Consider the following 17676-nt stretch of genomic DNA (forward strand, 5'->3'; position numbering starts at 1 on the left):
TCGTGTCTCCCTGGTATTGGACCCTTTCGACTTCACCGTATCGATTTCGTGTGGTGCTATGATAGCGCTAACCTAAATGCATGGAATGAGTAGATACCCGACATTCGCGAAAACGGATTGCATGCAATCCTTGCGCTCCTGTCCCGTCCTTTTCATTTGCGTGAATCCATGAACCAACAGTTCGACATTCTGATAATCGGTGGCGGTCAGGCAGGACGATGCGCCGCGCAAGCCGCACGCGCGGTACGGCCGGACGCGCGCATCGCGATTCTCGGCGATGAGATGCATTTGCCCTACGATCGCCCGCCGCTCTCGAAAGACGTCTTGCATGATCTGGCCAATAGCGCCGCGTGCGAAAAGCTCAGCGCCGCACAGTTCACCGACGAACGTATCGAGGTGCGGCCAGGCGAGCGCGCGACAGCGGTCGACAAAACGGCCCGCGTGGTCGATACCGCCGCGGGTCATCGCTATCGCTACGGGCAACTGATTCTCGCCACCGGCTCGCGCGTGCGACGTCTGCCGCTGCCGCGCGAACTGGACGACGATGTTTTCTATCTGCGCACGCGCGACGACGCGCATCGTTTGCAGCCGCGCCTGCGGGCCGGCGCGAATGTGGCCGTGATCGGCGGCGGCTTCATCGGCCTCGAGGTGGCCGCGGCAGCGCGGCACCACGGCTGCACCGTCACCGTGATCGATCTGGCCGACCGGCTACTCGCACGTGTGTTTCCCGACGCCGCGAGCCGTCGCGTACTGGCCATGCATCGAGCGGCGGGCGTCGACGTGCGGCTCGGTGCACGGATCGCACGCATCGAACAGGGACCGCAAGTCGGCGTGCGCATCGCGCTGCAAGACACCGCGCATCCGGTTCATGCGGACCTGATCGTAATCGGCATCGGTGTCATACCGAACACCGAGCTGGCGCAGCAGGCGGGCCTCGCTGTCGACGACGGCATTCTCGTCGACGCATACGGACGTACCGACGACCCGTACATCTTCGCGGCGGGAGAGGTAACGCGCCATCCGGTCGAGGGCCGCAGCGGCCTGCACCGCATCGAGTCGTGGCAAGTCGCCGAACTGCAGGCGCGGGCGGCCGGCGCAACGGCGGCGGGTGAGCCGCGACGCTACGACGACGTACCGTGGTTCTGGTCCGATCAACTGGGCGTGAACATCCAGATGCTCGGCCACATTCCGGATGCGCCGGTGTGGGTCATGCGCGGTACGGCGGACGGTGCGCACAGCCTGTTCGCCTTCGATGCGGACGGCCGCGTAACGGGCGCCATCGCCTTCGATGCCGGCCGCGATATTTCCGCATTGCGCCGCGTGCTGGCGAAAAACGGACGACTCGACCCGATAGCGCTCGCCGACCCCAAAGTTAGCTGGCGCGAGCTGATGGGCTGAAGCCGGCTTTCCGGGCAGGAGACGGACCCGGCATTCGCCGCGGAATGTCTGCCGCCATGACTTCGGTGCCACGTCGTACGAAACGCGAAACCACTTCGCGGCTCAATGCCGTGCCGCTGCCCGTCACGACCTCGCGCGGGCCGATAAAGTCAGGATAGTTCATATCATCCGAGGTTATCGGTCATACCGCCTCACTGCTTGCCGCCTCGAATGGATAGCGCTACCATCGTAAGTCCTGGCAGCGCGGCCGGCCGTGCAATCGGTGTGCCGCGATCCCTTCAACCACGAGGAGACGTCACGATGGCCGTTGCCGGCAAGGCAGTGCTCGCGATCTGGAATACGATCGCGCCCGAACTTCACGAAAGTGAATACGACGCGTGGATCACGCGCGAACACTTGCGCGAGCGAGTCGATATTCCCGGCTTCGTGCGGGCACGGCGCTATACGTCGTTAGATACCGGGCACCCGGCCTATTTCGCCTGCTATGAGCTGGCCAATGACCAGGTGCTGACCGAAGCCCCCTATCAGGCGCGCGTCGCGTCACCAACGCCATGGACGCAGCAAATGAAGCCGCATCTGCGCACCTCGGCGCGCGGCACTTTCGGCGTGCTGGCTACGACGGGAGACGGCATCGGCGGCGCACTGGCAACACTGCGTCCGCGCATACCGAGGGAAATTGATGCGCGACAGGGCGTGTCGCTATGCGACACAATCATGCGCGAACCGCGCATGATGGGTGTGCATTGCGCGGTCGAACGTCATGCGGAGCCGGATCACGACGATACCGTCGGACATCTGCTGATGCTCGAAAGCGCGCGAGCAACCGCACTTGAAGCTTGTGTGGCGGCCGCGTGCCGCGCAATTGAAAGCGTGGCGAGCCGCGTGCGCGAACCACAGGTGGATCTGTTCGCGCTGAGTTGCGTGATCGGGTTGCGAAGCACGGCAAGCGCAGCATGCCCGCGCTTGCCATGACGGCCCGTTCGCAGCGCCACGGCTCAGATCGCGAGCCAGCCTCCCTCCACCGGTAGCATCGCGCCTGTCATCTGCGCCGCCGCATCGCCGCACAGGAACACGACGAGATCGGCGACATGCGCCGCTTCGACGAAGCGGCCGGTCGGCTGCTTGCCGGTCAGAAAACGCTCGACCGCCGTCTCGCGGTCGAGTCCCGTGTCTTCCATCAATGCCTGAATCCGGTTCTCGCTAGTCGGCGTATGCACCGCACCCGGGCAGATCGCGTTGCAGGTAATCCCCTGCCCCATCGTTTCGGCGGCGACCGCGCGCGTAAGGCCAAGCAGCGCGGACTTGGTCGTCACGTAATCGACGCGGTTGACCGTGCCGCGCATACCGTACACCGACGTCATATTAAAGATGCGGCCCCAGCCGCGTTCGCGCATCCCCGGCAAGGCGAGGCGAATCGAGTGAAAGGCCGCACTGAGGTTGACCGCCAGCGCCTGCTCCCATCTGTCGACCGGAAACGCATCGATCGGCGCGAAATGGCGTACTACCGCGTTATTGACCAGCACGTCGATCGAGCCGAGCCGCTCGATCACTTCGAACATCATCCGCTCGACGGCGCACGCATCGCCGAGATCCACCTGCAGGTAATCGGCGCGGCGGCCATGCTTTGCCTCGAAGGCCGCGCGTACCTCCTCGACGTGCGCGGGCGGCTCGACGCCATGCAGCACGACCTGACAGCCGGCTGTCGCTAGCGCATCGGCCATCGCAAAGCCCAAACCATGAGACGATCCCGTTACGAGTGCAGTTTTCCCCTTCATTCTGCGATTTTCCTTGTCGACTGGCGCGCCCGTCGCCGGGCTTCAGCGAAGTATAGACTACCCGCCGCGTTAAATGGTAGCGCTAACTTATATGAAAAGACAAAGTGCTGCAACATAGGGAGTTGCCCGGAGCATTGCCAGGCAGCAGGCCAGAAAAAACGCAAAATGGAATACGCGCGGCGCCACGCGAAACTCATACGTGGAACGCCGTGGCTGGAACCATCGAAAAAGTAAGCGGCATATCGCACGCTGAGGCTGACAAACCGGCGGCGGAACGGGGCCGCTTCGAACACATGACGGGCAGAATGCCTGCCGGGTCAGGTGCTTTCGCGCTGGATGATCTCGAAGCCGAGATCGAGCCGCGTCGGCACGGCTGGCTCGTTGCTGCGCAAGCGTTGCAGCAACGCTTCGGCACTGCGGCGGCCGATTTCGAGCCGTGGCAGATTCAGGCAGGTGAGACGCGGCACCGTATGGCGCAGGATGTCGAGGTCGTCGAAGCCGGCAATCGCGATGCGCTCCGGCACTTTCCAGTTGCGCCGCTGCGCTTCGAATAGCGCACCGATAGCCAGCACATCGCCGGCAAAGAAGATCGCGTCGACGTCCTGCACGCGCTGCATCATGTCCACGAGCGCGTGCGCGCCCGAGGTCAGGCCGCCCTCCACTTCACGCACCAGCGCCGGATTGCGCTCACGGCCGAGCGCGGCGAGCGCCGCGTGATAGCCCTTCAGACGCTCGCGAGCGCGCATGTTGTTACGGGTAGTCAGGCAGACGAAACCGATCGACCGGTAGCCGCGGCCGGCCAGATACAGCGTCATCTCCCTGGCGGCGGCGTAGTTCGAGTAGCTGATCGCCATGTCGAGCGGCGTGCGCGCGAGGTCGCCCGTCTCGACGATCGGGATGCCGGCCGCGCGGATCACCTGCGCGGCGCGCGGCGTATGGACCGTATTGTGCAGTACCAGTCCGCACACGCGCTGTGCAATAAACGCATCGATCAGCGCCTCTTCCTCTTCGAGCGAATAGCCGCTGTCGGCCAACAGCAACTGCATGCCGGCGGCACGCAGTACGTCCGCGCAGCCCTTGATGCTGTGCGAATACAGCGAATTCTGAATACTCGGCACGATCTGGCCGACCACATTCGAGCGCGCCGACGCGAGATTCGATGCGATGTGATTCGGCACGTAGCCGATGCGGCGCACCGTATCGAGCACGAGCTTACGGGTTTCCTCGGAGAGCCGCTCGGGTTCATTGAGCGCCCGCGATACAGTCATCAGTGACACGTTCGCCGCTTTCGCCACGTCGATCATGCGCACCGCCTGTCCGCCCGTGCGTGTCTTGCCCGTACCGACAGCTGGTTTCAGCGCGGCTTTCGCTCCGCTTTTCAACCCGGTCTTTCCGTCGTCGACGGCCGCCACACGCTTTTTCACTCGTCCATCCGGCTCTTCAGTTCGATGATGGATTGTAGCGCATGCGGCACGGCGCTCCACGCCGCCTTGAACGCCCCCGTCCTTGGGCCAGACGAGGCTCGCCCATGACAACGGACAACAGCGGCACGCCATTCGCGCCTGCGGCAACCCGCGTGACGACTCAACACAACGAGCCGCGAGAGAGTTATGATAGCGCTCTCATACATTGAGGACAGGAGACACCCGTCATGACAACCGCACTCGAAAATTACAAGATTTACGCGATCAAGTACGCGCATCACGACCGCCCCGCGCGAGACAACTTTCTCGGCGGCGATCCGCATGACGTGAACATGCCGCTCGACTATTTCGTGTGGGCCGTCGTCGGCGAGAGTCGCAGCTTTCTGGTCGATACGGGCTTCGATGCCGAAGTGGGCGCGAAGCGCCGCCGTATCATCACGCGTCCGGTCGAAGAGGGCCTCGCCGCGATCGGCATTCACTCCAGCGCGGTGGAGGACGTGATCGTCACGCACATGCACTACGACCACGCCGGCAACCGCTCGCTGTTTCCGAAAGCGCGCTATCACGTGCAGGATCGCGAGATGGCTTATTGCACCGGCCGCTGCATGTGCCATGGCGCGCTGAATCATCCGTTCGATCCCGAAGACGTGAAGTCGATGGTGGGCCGTATTTTCGACGGCCGCGTGGTGTTTCATGACGGGACGTCGCACATTACGCCGGGACTCAGCGTACACCGTGTCGGCGGCCATACGGACGGCCTGCAGGTCGTGCGGGTGCATACCGAGCGCGGCTGGGTCGTGCTCGCGTCGGATGCGTCGCACCTGTACGCGAACATGGAGCAGAACCGTCCGTTTCCGGCCGTCTACAACGTCGGCGACATGATCGAAGGCTACCGCCTCGTGCATGAACTGGCCGGCTCCGCACAACACGTGATACCCGGCCACGATCCCGCCGTGCTGACGCGCTATCCGGCGCACAGCAAGGAAACCGAGGACTGGATCGTGCGGCTCGACGCTGCGCCGCGCTAATGGATTGCATGGGGGATCGTAGATGAATCTGACCGTTACAGCAGCGCGCGAACTCGCACATGCATCGCTGATGCAACTCGGCTATAGCGACGCCGAAACGTGGATCATCGTGGCGCACCTGATGGATTGCGAATTGCGCGGACTCGGCTTCAGTGGACTCGCGCGTATTCTGAGCATTGCGGAACGTCTCGCGGACACGCCACGTTCGACGCACCCGATTGCCGTCGTCAAGGAGTCCGCGGTATCGGCGCGGCTCGACGGCGGCGATCAGCTCGGCTATCTGGTCGCAGAACGCGCCACGCGGCTGGCGATCGACAAAGCGTCGAGCGCAGGCATCGCGATCGTCGGCGCGAGCAACACCTGGTACACGGGCATGCTGTCCTACTACGCGGAAATGGCCGTTGCGCAGGATCTCATCGTCATGCTCGCGTCGAACGCCTCACCGTGGGTTGCCCCGCATGGCGGTACCGAGGGCCGCTTCGGCACCAATCCGATCTGCTTCGGCTTTCCGTCGAACCGCCAGCCGGTGATCTGGGATATCGGCACCTCATCGATCATCCATGCACAGGTGAAACTCGCGCAACGCATTGGTGAAGCATTGCCGGCCGGTGTCGCATTCGATGCGGCCGGCCGCGAAACGCGCGATCCTACCGCCGCGCTCGGCGGCGCGCTGGCGCCATGGGGCGGCCACAAAGGCAGCGGCCTCGCGATCGTCGTGCATCTGCTCGGCATGCTGGCCGGCTCGCCCATCATGCCAGGCGAATTGCGCGACTTCGGCTTTCTGGCGATCGCCGTGCGGCCCGATCTGCTCACCTCGCTCGATGACTACAAGGCCGCCGTCGACGGTTATGCGAATGCAATCCACTCCACCCGCCCGGTCGAAAACGGTGCGCCCGTACGCATGCCGTTCGAGCGATCGATGGCAGAGCGTGCGGCGCGCGTCGAGACCGACCGGCTCGAAATCCCCGATGAAGTGGTGCAGGCACTTCGCGCGATGTGTGGGCAGTAGATTTGCCGCCGGGTGAAATCGCCCGGCAATACAGGCTTCGCCCTACGGTCGAAGACTCATGAAAAACCGGACACCACAGCTCCAACGTGCCCGGGAAACTCAAGTGTTGCACGACGGCCCCACGACTACGGCTTCTCCTAAACCTCACCTCGCACCCACGCAGACGATTTCGCCCTGGCCACATAGGGATACAGCGCAAGAAAGCTCAAAGCGGAGCAAACCAGCGCGAACACCATGAACGCGAAGCCGCCCGCGAACGAATGCGTAATGCGCACGACAAAACCGACCACCAGCGGCGCGACGAAACCGCCCGCCTGACCGAAGGTATTCGCGATACCAACGAACGTGCCGCGGCCTTTCTGCGGACCGACATCGAGCAGCACGGCCGCCGTGGGCGGAAAATTGCCGTAGATGAAGAACGCCGCGACGCATAGATACGCAAGGCAGCCCGACAGGCTTTGTGCGTTGAACGTCATATACAGCGCGACGGCTGCCGCGAGATAGCCCGCCGCAATCAGTTGCGGACGATAGCGATGCAGCACCGTGCTGCTCAGCCACGCAGACAGGATCAGCCCGACGAGCCCCGCGAGATACGGAATCGACGCGCCGTAGCCGAGCGCGTGCAGATCCAGATGACGCTCGAGCGCCAGATAGCCGGGCATCCAGCCGAGAAACCCCCAATAGCCCATGTTGAACGTCATGTAGCCGAGCATCACGAGCCACGTGCCCGGACGGCGGAACAGCCCGGACCAGCCGGATGACAGATCTTTATCGATAGGTTCGGCATCGCGCACGATCTCGCCACGCGACGGTACACCGAAATACAGCACCACCGAGATCAGCAAACCCGGAATCGTGAACCAGAAGAACATCTGCCGCCATCCCGCTTCGAGCAGCAGCCATGCGGAAAGCGGCGCGACCGCCGCCGGTCCGATCGCGAGCGCGCTTTGCCACACGCCGTTGCCCGCGGCGCGTTCGCGCGATGCAAAGTTGTCGCCGACCAGCTTGTACAGCGACGCGTTCGCCGAACCTTCCGCGAGACCGAAACACAGCCGTACCGCGATCAGCGCGGTCAGCGTCTGCACGAACCCGGTGAGCCCTGTAAACAGCGACCATGCGATCGGCGCACACACCAGCAATCTTTTCGCACCATAGCGGTCCGCCAGCATGCCGCCGGGAATCTGCATCAGCGCGTAACCGAGCGTGAACGCGGCGAGCACCATGCCGAACGCGCCCGTATCGATCGATAGCGACCGCATCATCGTCGGCGCAGCGACCGAGATATTGATGCGATCGAGGTAGTTGACGAACTGCATAGCCCACAACAGCAAGACCAGCCGGTATCGGGATGCCATCGCTACTCTCCGGTCGCGCCCGGCCGCGCGCAGATCGGTGCGCCGGGCCACGACGTTACTTGCCTTCGAATGCCCGCCGCTCCATGCCGACATCGCGGCTGCGCCGTCGGCCAATCAGCCGGCGCAGCCAGAAGCCCAACTGCACGACGATCAGTAACGCGCACAACGATACGAACGCGCAGCTGATCGGCCGCTCGACGAAGATCGCCGGATCGCCTTGCGACAGCACCATCGCGCGACGGAAATTCTCTTCGACCATCGGACCAAGCACGTAACCGAGCAGGATCGGCGCAACCGGAAACTCGAGCAGCACGAACACCGCGCCCACCAGTCCGAAGACCAGTACTTCGAGCACTTCGAACAGGCTGTTGTTGGTCGAGTACACACCAACCGCGATGAAGAACAGCGCCGCGGGAAACAGCAGCCGGTACGGCACGCGCAGCATGCGTACCCACAGGCCGATCAGCGGCACGTTCAGCACGATCAGCAGGACGTTGCCGATCCAGAAACTCGCGATCAAGCCCCAGAACAGATCGGCATGCTGCACGATCAGTTGCGGGCCCGGCTGGATGCCCTGGATCAGCAGCGCGCCGAGGATGAGCGCCATCACCGCGTCGCCGGGAATGCCGAGCGACATCGTCGGAATGAAGTCGACCTGGGTCTTCGAATGCGACGCCGCCTCGGGACTCGCAACGCCTTCGATCGCCCCCTGCCCGAAGCGTCCTGGCTGACGCGCGATACGCTTTTCAAGCGCGTACGCGATGAACGTCGTGATCGTCGGCCCCGTACCGGGCATCGCGCCAAACAGCGTACCGATCAGCGTACCGCGCGCGATAGGCCCCGCCGCCTGCCTCAACTCCGCACCGCTCGGTCGCATGTCGCGCAGGCTCACCTTCATGCCGCTGCCGACCGCGTCCATGCAGTTGACATTGCGCAGAAATTCAGTAACGCCGAACAGGCCCAGCGCGAGCGCGACCAGTTGCACGCCGTCGGCCAGATCGATGAAACCAAACGTGAAGCGCATCGTGCCGGTATTGACGTCGGTGCCTACCATGCCGACGAGCAGGCCGACCAGCACCATCGCGATGCCCTTGAGCGGCGCACCGCGCGACATCGTGCCGCCGACGATCAGCCCGAGCAGCATGATCGAAAACAGTTCCGCAGGACCGAACTTGAAGGCGATACGCACCAGCGCCGGCGAAGCAAATACCATCACGACGATACCGAACGACGCCGCGACAAACGACGCGATCATCGTGATGCCGAGCGCCGCGCCACCGCGCCCTTGCCGCGTCATCGGATAGCCGTCCAGACAGGTGACCGCGTGCGGCGGATGACACGGCAGATTAAGCAGGATCGCGCCGATCGCGCCGCCGTACTGCGAGCCGTAGAAAATGCCCGCAAGCATCAGCACGGCCGGCACCGCGTGCATTGCATACGTCAGCGGCAACAGGATCGACATCGCCGAGAGCGCTCCCATGCCGGGCAGTACGCCGATCAGATTGCCTACCAGTACGCCGAAAAACACCCACATCAGGTTGTGCGGTTCGAGCGCGATGGCGAAGCCGTGCCACAGATCGAAGAGGGATTGAGCGAGCATCGGCCTAACCCCAGGTAAACAGCGGGAACTGCATGCGCAATGCCCACCAGAACACGACCGTCGCGACGACGCACAGCGCGAGCGCGAGCAGCAACGCATCGCGCAGGCGGTTGTCGGGGTCTCCCAGCGCCGCGATCAGACCGACGGCGAACGACGCCGGCAGCAGGCCGCCGTATCTGCCGAGCACGACGAACGCGATGATGCTCGCGATGATGCAAAGCCAGCCGCGCATGCGCAGACCCAGCGATACGTCGGATTTGCGCGGCATCTCGGTCGAGGCCTGACTTTCGACGGCGGTATCGGTGTGCTTGCGGCTCATCGCGATACCGATACCCACCAGCACGAGCAGTCCGCCGAGGGCGACCGGAAAGAAGCCGGCGCCCATCCGCGAGAACGAACCGACGCCGTAGCTTCTGCCCGTATAGGCCGCCGACAACCCGATGATCATCATCAGCGTGCCGGCGTAGTAATCCTGATTGCGACGGTTAAAGAGCCGCGCAATCCGGCTAGTACTTTGCATCTTATGTCTCCTACGTCTTTCGACTTCGCGTGGACTCTGCGGTCCATCACGTCATAGCGCGATTCATGCATCGCGCGCGTGACTACAGCGCATCGACCAGCGCGGGTACGGCTTCGAACAGATCCTCGTTGAGCCAATAATCGGCAACCGCGCAGATCGGCGCTTCGGGATCGCGATTGATCGCGAAGATGTATTTGCTGTCGCGCATGCCCGCGAGGTGCTGGATCGCGCCGGAAATGCCGACCGCAACGTAGACCTCCGGCGCGACGACTTTACCCGTTTGCCCGACCTGATAGTCGTTCGGCACAAAACCGAGATCGACCGCCGCGCGCGACGCGCCGATCGCCGCACCGAGCTTGTCGGCGAGCGGCGTGAGCACCTCGAAGTTCTTCGCGCTGCCCATCCCGCGCCCACCCGACACGACCACGCGCGCACTCGACAGATCGGGACGATCCGAGTGCGCGATGTCGATCGACACCACGCGCGACAGTTGCAGATCCGCGGTGGCGCTGCACGCTTCGACGGGCGCGTCGCCATCCAGCGGTGCGGCCGCGAACGCGGTGACGCGCACCGTCATCAGTTTGATGCGGTCGCTCGAACGAACCGTCGCGATCACGTTGCCGGCGTACGTCGGCCGCTTGAACGTGTCGGCGGAAAGTACCTGCATCACATCGGAAACTGGCTGTACGTCGGCGAGCGCGGCGAGGCGCGGCACCAGATTCTTTCCATAGCCGCTCGCGGCGGCCAGCACGTGCGTATAGCCGTCGATCATCGCGGCGAGCGCATGCCCGACGTTCTCCGCCGCGCTACCGCGATAGCAGGTCGCCTCGAGTGTCTTCACAACGCGCACGCCCGCGATACGCCGCGCGCTTTCGGCCAGCGCACCGACCGTCTCGCCCGCGACGATGACGTCGACCTCATTGCTCAGTTCGCGCGCGCAGGTCACCACGTTGCGTACGCTCTCGCTCATTTTTTCGCCGTCGTGATCGGCGATCACCAGTACTGCCATGTCAATCGGCTCCCAGAACGGAGTGGAGTTTGCTAGCCATCTCGGCTGCGCTGGCGACACGCACGCCCGGCGCGCGCATCGCGGGTTCCTCGACGCCAAGCTGCGTCAGGCGCGGCGTAAGATCGATGCCGAGCTCATCGGCTTTCTTCACCGCGAGCGGCAGGCGCTTGGCTTTCATCACGCTGGGCAAGGTCGCATAGCGCGGCTCGTTCAGCCGCAGATCGGTAGTCACGACGGCAGGCAGTGGCAATTCGAGCGTCTCGCTGCCGCTGTCGATCTCGCGCGTCAGCAGGAGATGCCCGTCGCGCAATTCCAGCTTCGAAATGAACGTCGCCTGCGGCCAGCCAAGCAACGCGGCAAGCATCTGGCCAGTCTGATTGCAATCGTCGTCGATCGCCTGTTTGCCTACGATAACCAGATCGGCCGCTTCAGCCTTGACGACTTCGCGCACCAGCTTGGCGACAGCGAGCGGCTCCAGCCCTGCCGCACTCTCGACAAGAATGCCTCGATCCGCGCCCATTGCCATCGCGGTGCGCAGTGTCTCCTGACACTGCGACGGCCCGACCGACACCGCCACGACCTCGCTCGCGACGCCCTGCTCCTTCAGCCGCACCGCCTCCTCGACGGCGATTTCGTCGAACGGATTCATCGTCATCTTCAGGTTGGCCAGATCGACCCCCGAACCGTCGCCGCGGATACGCACCTTGACGTTCGGATCGACGACGCGCTTCACGGTTACCAGAACCTTCATGCGTTATACCCTCTTGCGATTACATTACCTGACCGACGCACGCGCCATCTCCACGAGCTTTTTGAACTTGTCCATCTCGCCGGCGAGAAAGCTCTGGAATTCCTGCCGCGTGCTGCCGACCGGCTCGGCACCGTCCAGGCTCAACGTGTCACGCACGACCTTCGCATGCACGGCTTTAGCGGCCGCGTCCTGCAGCTTGTCGAGCACGGCAGGCGGCGTATTCTTCGGCGCGAGCAGTGCGTACCAGCTACCTGAGCGATATCCGGGCACGCCGGATTCAGCGACCGTCGGCAGTTGCGGATTCGACGCCGAACGCCTGTCGCTCGACACGGCGATCGCGCGCAACTGGCCTTGCTTGACGAGCGGCGTCGCCGACAACACGCTCGCAAACATGAAGTCGACCTGCCCGGCAATCACGTCGACGAGAGCCGGCCCCGCGCCGCGATACGGAACGTGGGTCATCGGGATCTTCGACAGGTTCATGAGCTGCACGCCCGCGAGATGCCCCGAGCTGTCCGGGCCGCCCGACGCGAACGTGAGGCTGCCCTGCTTTTGCTTCGCGAGCGCCAGCAGATCGCCGACGTTCTTCACCGGCAGTTTCGGATTCACGACGAGCAGGAACGGCACCTGTGCAAGCAGACTCACCGGCACGAGATCCTTCATCGGATCGAACGGCAGTTTCATCAGGTTCGGATCGATCGCGTAGCTGCTCGATACCAGCAACACGGTGTAGCCGTCCGGCGCGCTGTTCGACACCACGCTCGCGGCGATCGAGCCCGCGGCGCCGGTACGGTTTTCGACCACGACCGACTGACCGAGCGTTTGCGTCATTTCTTTCGCCACCAGACGCGCGACCACGTCGGTGCCGCCGCCCGGCGCCTGACCGACAAGCATGCGGATGGGCTTGTCGGGATACGCGTCGGCGGCATGTGCCGTCGATATCGCGCCAAGCAGCGCCAGCAAAGACAATCCTGCTCTCACGCAGTGATTGAACCGGTTACGCACCTCGCCTCCTTTTACTTAGTCAACCAAAATAATTTGAGAACATCGCGGCGCAGTGACACGCCTCGCCGCGTTAAACGATCTGCTGCTCGCGCATGTAGCGCTCGTATGCGTATTCGGGCAAACCGCCTGCACCGAAAATCGCTTCGATCAGTGGCGGGAAGCGGCGCATCGCAATCTCGTTGCCGTTGTCGACGTTAATCACCTTACCGCCTGGATAATCGATGCGCAGTGTCTGACCGTCGTCGACCAGACTCGTGATGCCTGGCGCGAGAAAGATCGGAATCGCGCGCGCGATGCTGTTGCGAAGAAAGAGCCGCGACACCGATTCGACGACGATCGCCGCGATGCCGACTTCGCGCAGCACGAGGCCCGGCCGGCTCGAACCGCAACCGAAGTTGTGCCCCGCGACCAGAATGTCGCCGGGCTTGACCTCTTTCGCGAACTCCGGACGATACGCTTCCATGGTGTGAAGCTTCATCTCGTCCATCGTCGGATAGTGGTAGTACGGATTGATAGCGTCCGTTTCGATCGAATCGCCGAATTTCCATACGCGGCCCTGGATCGGGCGGTTCATATCAAAGCGCATTGACGAGCTCCTTCGGATTGACGATTTCGCCAGCCAGCGCCGCCGCCGCGACGGAAAGCGGACCCGCCAGATAAATCTCGGCGTCGAGGCTGCCCTTGCGTCCCTTGAAGTTGCGCGTCGTCGACGTGATGCACACTTCCTTGTTCGACAGAAAACCCACTTTCGGCTGGCAAATGCCGCAGCCAGGCGTGATGACCTGCGCGCCCGCTTCCAGCAGCGTTTCGATCAGGCCTGCCTTCATGCACTCGAGATAAACTTTCTGCGACGCCGGCGAAATCAGGAAGCGCACGCCTTTTGCGACCTTACGGCCCTTTAGCACGCGCGCGGCGATCTCGATGTCCTCGAACCGGCCATTCGCGCACGAACCGATCTGCGCCTGATGGATGCGCTGGCCGCGCACCTCGTCGATCGGACTGACATTGCCGAACTGATGCGGCTTCGCGACCACGAACGGCATCGAATCGACATCGACGGTGATCTCGCGCACATACTTCGCGTCAGCGTCCGCAACGATCGGCTCGTATCCGCGATCGGTGCGCTTCTGTACATAGTCGCGCGTACGCTCGTCGTAGGGAAACATTGCAAGCTTCGCGCCCACTTCGACGCCATGTGCCGACAGGCACATGCGGCTGTCGATCGACATCTGCGGCACCAGCGAACCGGTGTATTCGATCGACTTGCCGCTTGCGAAATCGTCACCGTACTGGCCGGCGAGATACAGGATGATATCTTTCGCGATCGGATAGTTCGGCTGCGTGCCGTTCAGCGTGATGCGGATCGACTCCGGCACCTGGAACCACAATTCGCCAAACAACAGCACGTAGAACATGTCGGCACGCGTGATGCCCGTGCCGCCGACGTTGAGCGCGCCGTACGAGATCGTGTGCGAATCGTTGCCGACGACGAGTTCGCCCGGACGCATCAGGCCGTAGTCGGCCATCATCTGATGCGCGATACCGGGCTCGGAATCGTGAAAGCAGCGAATGCCGAGACGCTCGACTTCGCTGCGCACCAGCGCGTTCTCGTCGGCCTGCTTCTGGGAGAGAGTCGGCTGATGATGATCGAGCAGCACGAAGATGCGCTCCGGATCCCACACACGCGGCAAGCCATTCTTGAAGCCGGCTTGCTGCGCCATGTCATGCATCGGCTCGGACGCGTGATAGTGCATCATCGCGCCATCGATGCGCGCTTCGATCACGTCGCCTGCATAGGCGGGCTGTCCGTGAATATTGTTCTTGCTGAAAAGCTTCTCAGCGATCGTCTGACCCATCTGGGCCTCCTTGTCCCTATTCCTGGCTATCGAAAAGAGCGCGCAATCTGACCTTCTTCGCGGCCGCGATATGTTCGCGCGCGAGCTTTTCGGCCGTCACGCTGTCACGCGCGAGAATCGCTTCGAGCAGTTCGCGATGCTGCAGGTACGCGGTTTCCGCACGCTCGGGCTTATACATCAGGCTGCGGCCAAGCAGCCACATCGAATCGTTCACCGCGTTCAGGCTCTTCTCGAGATAGCGGTTGTGCGCACCGTGATAGATCGCTTCGTGGAAGCGCCGGTTGTGGCGCGCCAGCGCTTCGTAGTCGCCTTGCAACGACTTCTCCTTGCGCACCAGCTCTTCGAGCTCCATCAGCTCGAGTTCCGTCGCATGCGTCGCGCACAGTCCCGCCGCGGTGCCTTCGAGCAGTTCGCGCATCAAATACAACTCGAGAATCGAGCCGCGGCTAAGCGATGCGATCCGCAAGCCGACGCGCGGCTCGATGACCACCATGCCGTCGCTTTCGAGCCGCCGCAACGCATCCCGCACCGGCGTGCGGCTGACCTCGAGCTGCTCCGCGATCTCGACTTCCATGACGCGGTCGCCCGGCTTCAGTTCACCGCTTTCAATGCGCTTGCGCAGCATCTGGTACACGTAGTCGCTACGCGAGCCGTGCTGTTTTTCGTCCCGTACTTCCAGCTCGGCGGCCTCGACGGTTGCCTTCTTGCGTGAGCGCGTGGATGTGGTTGCCATGTCAGCGTATTTCCTTAAATGACGTTTCGATCAGTGTATGCAGCGGCGTTGTTCGTCGACGCAGCGCGAACCGGACCGTATCCGTCGATAGCGCTGCTACGCAGTGGCGGCTGCCTGCACGCTAGCCGCATGCGTGGCGGCTTCGCGGCCCGCGATGCGTCCGAACACCGAACCGGCCATCAGACCGGTGCTGCCCGGATAGTTGAAATAGTACAGGCCGCCGACCAGTTCGCCTGCCGCGTAGAGACCCGCGATCGGCTGGTCTTCGATGTCCTGCACGTTTGCCGACGTGTCGATCTTCAGGCCGCCAAACGTGAACGTAATGCCGCAGCCCACCGAATACGCTTCAAACGGACCGTCTTCGATCGTGTTGGCCCAGTTGGTCTTGTTGACGTCGAGCCCTTCGGTGCAGCGTCCGTCGCGCACGTTCGGATCGAACGGCACGTCCTTGCGGATCGACGCGTTGTACTGCTGGATCGTTTCGAGCAGCTGGCGGCCGTTGACGTCCTGCAGACGATCGGCGAGTTCTTCGAGCGTGTTGGCAAGCACCTTGGTCGCGCCGCGCAGCTTGTATTCGTCGCGCAGCAGCGGCTTCACTTTCTGGTCGAAGATCTGCCATGCGAAACTGCCCGGCTGCTGCAGCACAACGCGACCGTATTTTGCGTACGTGTAGTTGCGGAAATCGGCGCCTTCGTCGACGAAACGCTTGCCGTCGGCATTGACCATGATACCCATCGGATAGCTGTGCCGATAACCCGCATGCGGATGATCGACATCGCCGAAGTCCGTCGCATAGCGCTCCCATGCGACCGAGTGACAGCCGGACCACTGCCCGTACGATTGGGCACCGATGTCGAGCGCCATCTGGATGCCGTCTCCGGTGTTGTAGCGGGTGCCGCGCACTTTCGCCATATCCCAGCCGGGGCCGAGATAGCGTGTGCGCATCTCCCGATTCGCCTCGAAGCCGCCGCACGCGAGCACCACCGCTTTCGCGTCGATGACGCTCTCGCGGCCATTCGCCACGACGCGCACACCGCACACACCGCGCTCGTCGACGACGAGTCCCTTGGCCTGCACGCCGTAACGCACATCGATGCCCTGCGCTTCGGCCGCCTTGTACAGCTGATCGACGAGGCCGCGTCCGCCGCCGTTCGCGTAGATCACCACGCCGCCAAAGAACTTGAATCGACCGTTGACGTTGTACGCCTGGCGGCCATAGTTCGGGACGAACTTGACGCCGCGCCCGCGCATCCAGTGAACCGTGTCGGTGCTGCTGTCGACGATGACTTCGGCGAGATCAGGATCGATGTAGTACTGCGTGATGCGGCCGAGATCGTCGAGGTAATCCTCGCGCGTGTACTGGCCGAAATCCGTGCGGCCGATCTCGTCTTCCGTCAGGTCGGGGACAATCGCCTTGATGTCGTCGGCGCCGTGATGAACCATGCGGAAGCCACCCCCGGTGTACGCACTGTTGCCGCCCCGCTTATCCTCGGGTGCGCGTTCCAGCACGAGCACGCTTGCGCCCTTCTCACGCGCCGATAGCGCCGCGCACAGCGCTGCATTGCCGCCCCCCACCACCACGACGTCGTACTTGGCCTGCGTCATCAAACTTCTCCTGTCCTGGTTAGCGTGCTTCTAAAAACACGCGTATACATGAAAATACTAAAAAATTCATGAAGCGTCAACGATGTTCGAGTCATGCTCGAAGTCGCTTTCGCCGCTTGGTTACATATTCGGGTAGTTCGGCCCGCCACCACCTTCCGGCGTGACCCATACGATGTTTTGCGTCGGGTCCTTGATATCGCAGGTCTTGCAGTGCACGCAGTTCTGCGCATTGATCACAAGCCGCTCGTTGCCGTCATCGTTCTTCACGAATTCATACACGCCAGCGGGGCAGTAGCGCGACTCCGGACCCGCATAGGTCTGCCAGTTCACGTTGACCGGCACGGTCGGGTCTTTCAGCGTCAGATGCGCGGGCTGGTTCTCTTCGTGATTCGTGTTCGAAATAAATACCGACGAAAGCCGGTCGAACGTGAGCTTGCCATCGGGCTTCGGATACGTGATCGGCTTGCACTGCGATGCCGGTTTCAGCATCTCGTGATCCCAATGCTGGTGATGCAGCGTCCACGGCACATTGCCGCCCAGCAGCTTCTGCTCGATGCCGACCATCAGCGTGCCGAGGTACAGGCCCTTGCTCATCCACTGCTTGAAGT

Annotated in this window: 17 protein-coding genes; 4 read left to right on the top strand and 13 right to left on the bottom strand. The window is 62.9% G+C overall.

Going from position 1 to position 17676, the window contains the following annotated elements; translation table 11 throughout:
• Positions 1–168: 168 nt before the first annotated feature.
• Both G3N58_RS04295 and G3N58_RS04300 read left to right on the top strand, forming a co-directional pair.
• Positions 169–1398, top strand: a complete 1230-nt coding sequence (locus G3N58_RS04295) for an FAD-dependent oxidoreductase (protein WP_205998536.1) — start codon at positions 169–171, stop codon at positions 1396–1398.
• A gap of 300 nt (positions 1399–1698) precedes the next feature.
• Complete coding sequence (locus tag G3N58_RS04300; RefSeq protein WP_205998537.1) at positions 1699–2370, top strand: DUF4286 family protein; 672 nt, start codon at positions 1699–1701, stop codon at positions 2368–2370.
• Positions 2371–2393: 23 nt separating this feature from the next.
• On the opposite strand, the gene G3N58_RS04305 is transcribed toward G3N58_RS04300, so the two are convergent.
• Together G3N58_RS04305 and G3N58_RS04310 are read right to left on the bottom strand one after the other, a co-directional pair.
• On the bottom strand, positions 2394–3173 hold the full coding sequence (locus tag G3N58_RS04305) for an SDR family NAD(P)-dependent oxidoreductase (protein WP_205998538.1): 780 nt from the start codon (positions 3171–3173) through the stop codon (positions 2394–2396).
• Between the two features lie 317 nt (positions 3174–3490).
• Complete coding sequence (locus tag G3N58_RS04310; protein WP_205998539.1) at positions 3491–4597, bottom strand: LacI family DNA-binding transcriptional regulator; 1107 nt, start codon at positions 4595–4597, stop codon at positions 3491–3493.
• Between the two features lie 227 nt (positions 4598–4824).
• Between G3N58_RS04310 and G3N58_RS04315 the strand changes: the two genes are divergently transcribed.
• Positions 4825–5625: an N-acyl homoserine lactonase family protein gene (locus tag G3N58_RS04315; protein ID WP_167044432.1), complete on the top strand. Its 801-nt coding sequence runs from the start codon at positions 4825–4827 to the stop codon at positions 5623–5625.
• A 22-nt stretch (positions 5626–5647) separates the two neighbouring features.
• Entirely contained in the window at positions 5648–6634 is a 987-nt protein-coding gene (locus tag G3N58_RS04320; protein ID WP_205998540.1) for an Ldh family oxidoreductase, read from the top strand.
• Between the two features lie 137 nt (positions 6635–6771).
• On the opposite strand, the gene G3N58_RS04325 is transcribed toward G3N58_RS04320, so the two are convergent.
• The 11 genes from G3N58_RS04325 to G3N58_RS04375 form a co-directional block, all read right to left on the bottom strand.
• On the bottom strand, positions 6772–7989 hold the full coding sequence (locus G3N58_RS04325; protein ID WP_205998541.1) for an MFS transporter: 1218 nt from the start codon (positions 7987–7989) through the stop codon (positions 6772–6774).
• A gap of 55 nt (positions 7990–8044) precedes the next feature.
• Positions 8045–9589, bottom strand: a complete 1545-nt coding sequence (locus G3N58_RS04330; protein ID WP_205998542.1) for a tripartite tricarboxylate transporter permease — start codon at positions 9587–9589, stop codon at positions 8045–8047.
• A 4-nt stretch (positions 9590–9593) separates the two neighbouring features.
• Complete coding sequence (locus G3N58_RS04335; RefSeq protein WP_205998543.1) at positions 9594–10109, bottom strand: tripartite tricarboxylate transporter TctB family protein; 516 nt, start codon at positions 10107–10109, stop codon at positions 9594–9596.
• An 82-nt stretch (positions 10110–10191) separates the two neighbouring features.
• Positions 10192–11118, bottom strand: coding sequence for an FAD-binding protein (locus G3N58_RS04340; RefSeq protein ID WP_205998544.1), 927 nt, complete (start codon positions 11116–11118; stop codon positions 10192–10194).
• Position 11119: 1 nt separating this feature from the next.
• Positions 11120–11869, bottom strand: coding sequence for an electron transfer flavoprotein subunit beta/FixA family protein (locus G3N58_RS04345; RefSeq protein WP_167044447.1), 750 nt, complete (start codon positions 11867–11869; stop codon positions 11120–11122).
• 24 nt (positions 11870–11893) lie between these two features.
• On the bottom strand, positions 11894–12832 hold the full coding sequence (locus G3N58_RS04350; protein WP_205998545.1) for a tripartite tricarboxylate transporter substrate binding protein: 939 nt from the start codon (positions 12830–12832) through the stop codon (positions 11894–11896).
• Positions 12833–12944: 112 nt separating this feature from the next.
• Entirely contained in the window at positions 12945–13460 is a 516-nt protein-coding gene (locus G3N58_RS04355) for a 3-isopropylmalate dehydratase small subunit (RefSeq protein ID WP_167044453.1), read from the bottom strand.
• Positions 13450–14730, bottom strand: coding sequence for an aconitase/3-isopropylmalate dehydratase large subunit family protein (locus G3N58_RS04360; protein WP_167044456.1), 1281 nt, complete (start codon positions 14728–14730; stop codon positions 13450–13452). Before G3N58_RS04360 ends, G3N58_RS04355 begins: the two co-directional genes overlap by 11 nt.
• Positions 14731–14746: 16 nt before the next feature.
• Complete coding sequence (locus G3N58_RS04365; RefSeq protein WP_167283289.1) at positions 14747–15463, bottom strand: GntR family transcriptional regulator; 717 nt, start codon at positions 15461–15463, stop codon at positions 14747–14749.
• Between the two features lie 96 nt (positions 15464–15559).
• Positions 15560–17068, bottom strand: a complete 1509-nt coding sequence (tcuA, locus tag G3N58_RS04370) for an FAD-dependent tricarballylate dehydrogenase TcuA (protein WP_167044462.1) — start codon at positions 17066–17068, stop codon at positions 15560–15562.
• 120 nt (positions 17069–17188) lie between these two features.
• Positions 17189–17676 (bottom strand): 4Fe-4S dicluster domain-containing protein (locus tag G3N58_RS04375; protein WP_205998546.1); only part of this gene is annotated, 488 nt, incomplete at its 5' end.

The organism is Paraburkholderia sp. Ac-20342 (assembly GCF_017104985.1).
Taxonomy (GTDB): Bacteria; Pseudomonadota; Gammaproteobacteria; order Burkholderiales; family Burkholderiaceae; genus Paraburkholderia.

What these genes read in the sequence shown, in the direction of transcription:
- G3N58_RS04325 (WP_205998541.1), bottom strand. Translation starts at nt 7,989, where the DNA reads ATGGCATCCCGATACCGGCTGGTCTTGCTGTTGTGGGCTATGCAGTTC.
- G3N58_RS04315 (WP_167044432.1), top strand. Translation starts at nt 4,825, where the DNA reads ATGACAACCGCACTCGAAAATTACAAGATTTACGCGATCAAGTACGCG.
- G3N58_RS04335 (WP_205998543.1), bottom strand. Translation starts at nt 10,109, where the DNA reads ATGCAAAGTACTAGCCGGATTGCGCGGCTCTTTAACCGTCGCAATCAG.
- G3N58_RS04330 (WP_205998542.1), bottom strand. Translation starts at nt 9,589, where the DNA reads ATGCTCGCTCAATCCCTCTTCGATCTGTGGCACGGCTTCGCCATCGCG.
- G3N58_RS04365 (WP_167283289.1), bottom strand. Translation starts at nt 15,463, where the DNA reads ATGGCAACCACATCCACGCGCTCACGCAAGAAGGCAACCGTCGAGGCC.
- G3N58_RS04360 (WP_167044456.1), bottom strand. Translation starts at nt 14,730, where the DNA reads ATGGGTCAGACGATCGCTGAGAAGCTTTTCAGCAAGAACAATATTCAC.
- tcuA (WP_167044462.1), bottom strand. Translation starts at nt 17,068, where the DNA reads ATGACGCAGGCCAAGTACGACGTCGTGGTGGTGGGGGGCGGCAATGCA.
- G3N58_RS04355 (WP_167044453.1), bottom strand. Translation starts at nt 13,460, where the DNA reads ATGCGCTTTGATATGAACCGCCCGATCCAGGGCCGCGTATGGAAATTC.
- G3N58_RS04340 (WP_205998544.1), bottom strand. Translation starts at nt 11,118, where the DNA reads ATGGCAGTACTGGTGATCGCCGATCACGACGGCGAAAAAATGAGCGAG.
- G3N58_RS04300 (WP_205998537.1), top strand. Translation starts at nt 1,699, where the DNA reads ATGGCCGTTGCCGGCAAGGCAGTGCTCGCGATCTGGAATACGATCGCG.
- G3N58_RS04320 (WP_205998540.1), top strand. Translation starts at nt 5,648, where the DNA reads ATGAATCTGACCGTTACAGCAGCGCGCGAACTCGCACATGCATCGCTG.
- G3N58_RS04345 (WP_167044447.1), bottom strand. Translation starts at nt 11,869, where the DNA reads ATGAAGGTTCTGGTAACCGTGAAGCGCGTCGTCGATCCGAACGTCAAG.
- G3N58_RS04305 (WP_205998538.1), bottom strand. Translation starts at nt 3,173, where the DNA reads ATGAAGGGGAAAACTGCACTCGTAACGGGATCGTCTCATGGTTTGGGC.
- G3N58_RS04295 (WP_205998536.1), top strand. Translation starts at nt 169, where the DNA reads ATGAACCAACAGTTCGACATTCTGATAATCGGTGGCGGTCAGGCAGGA.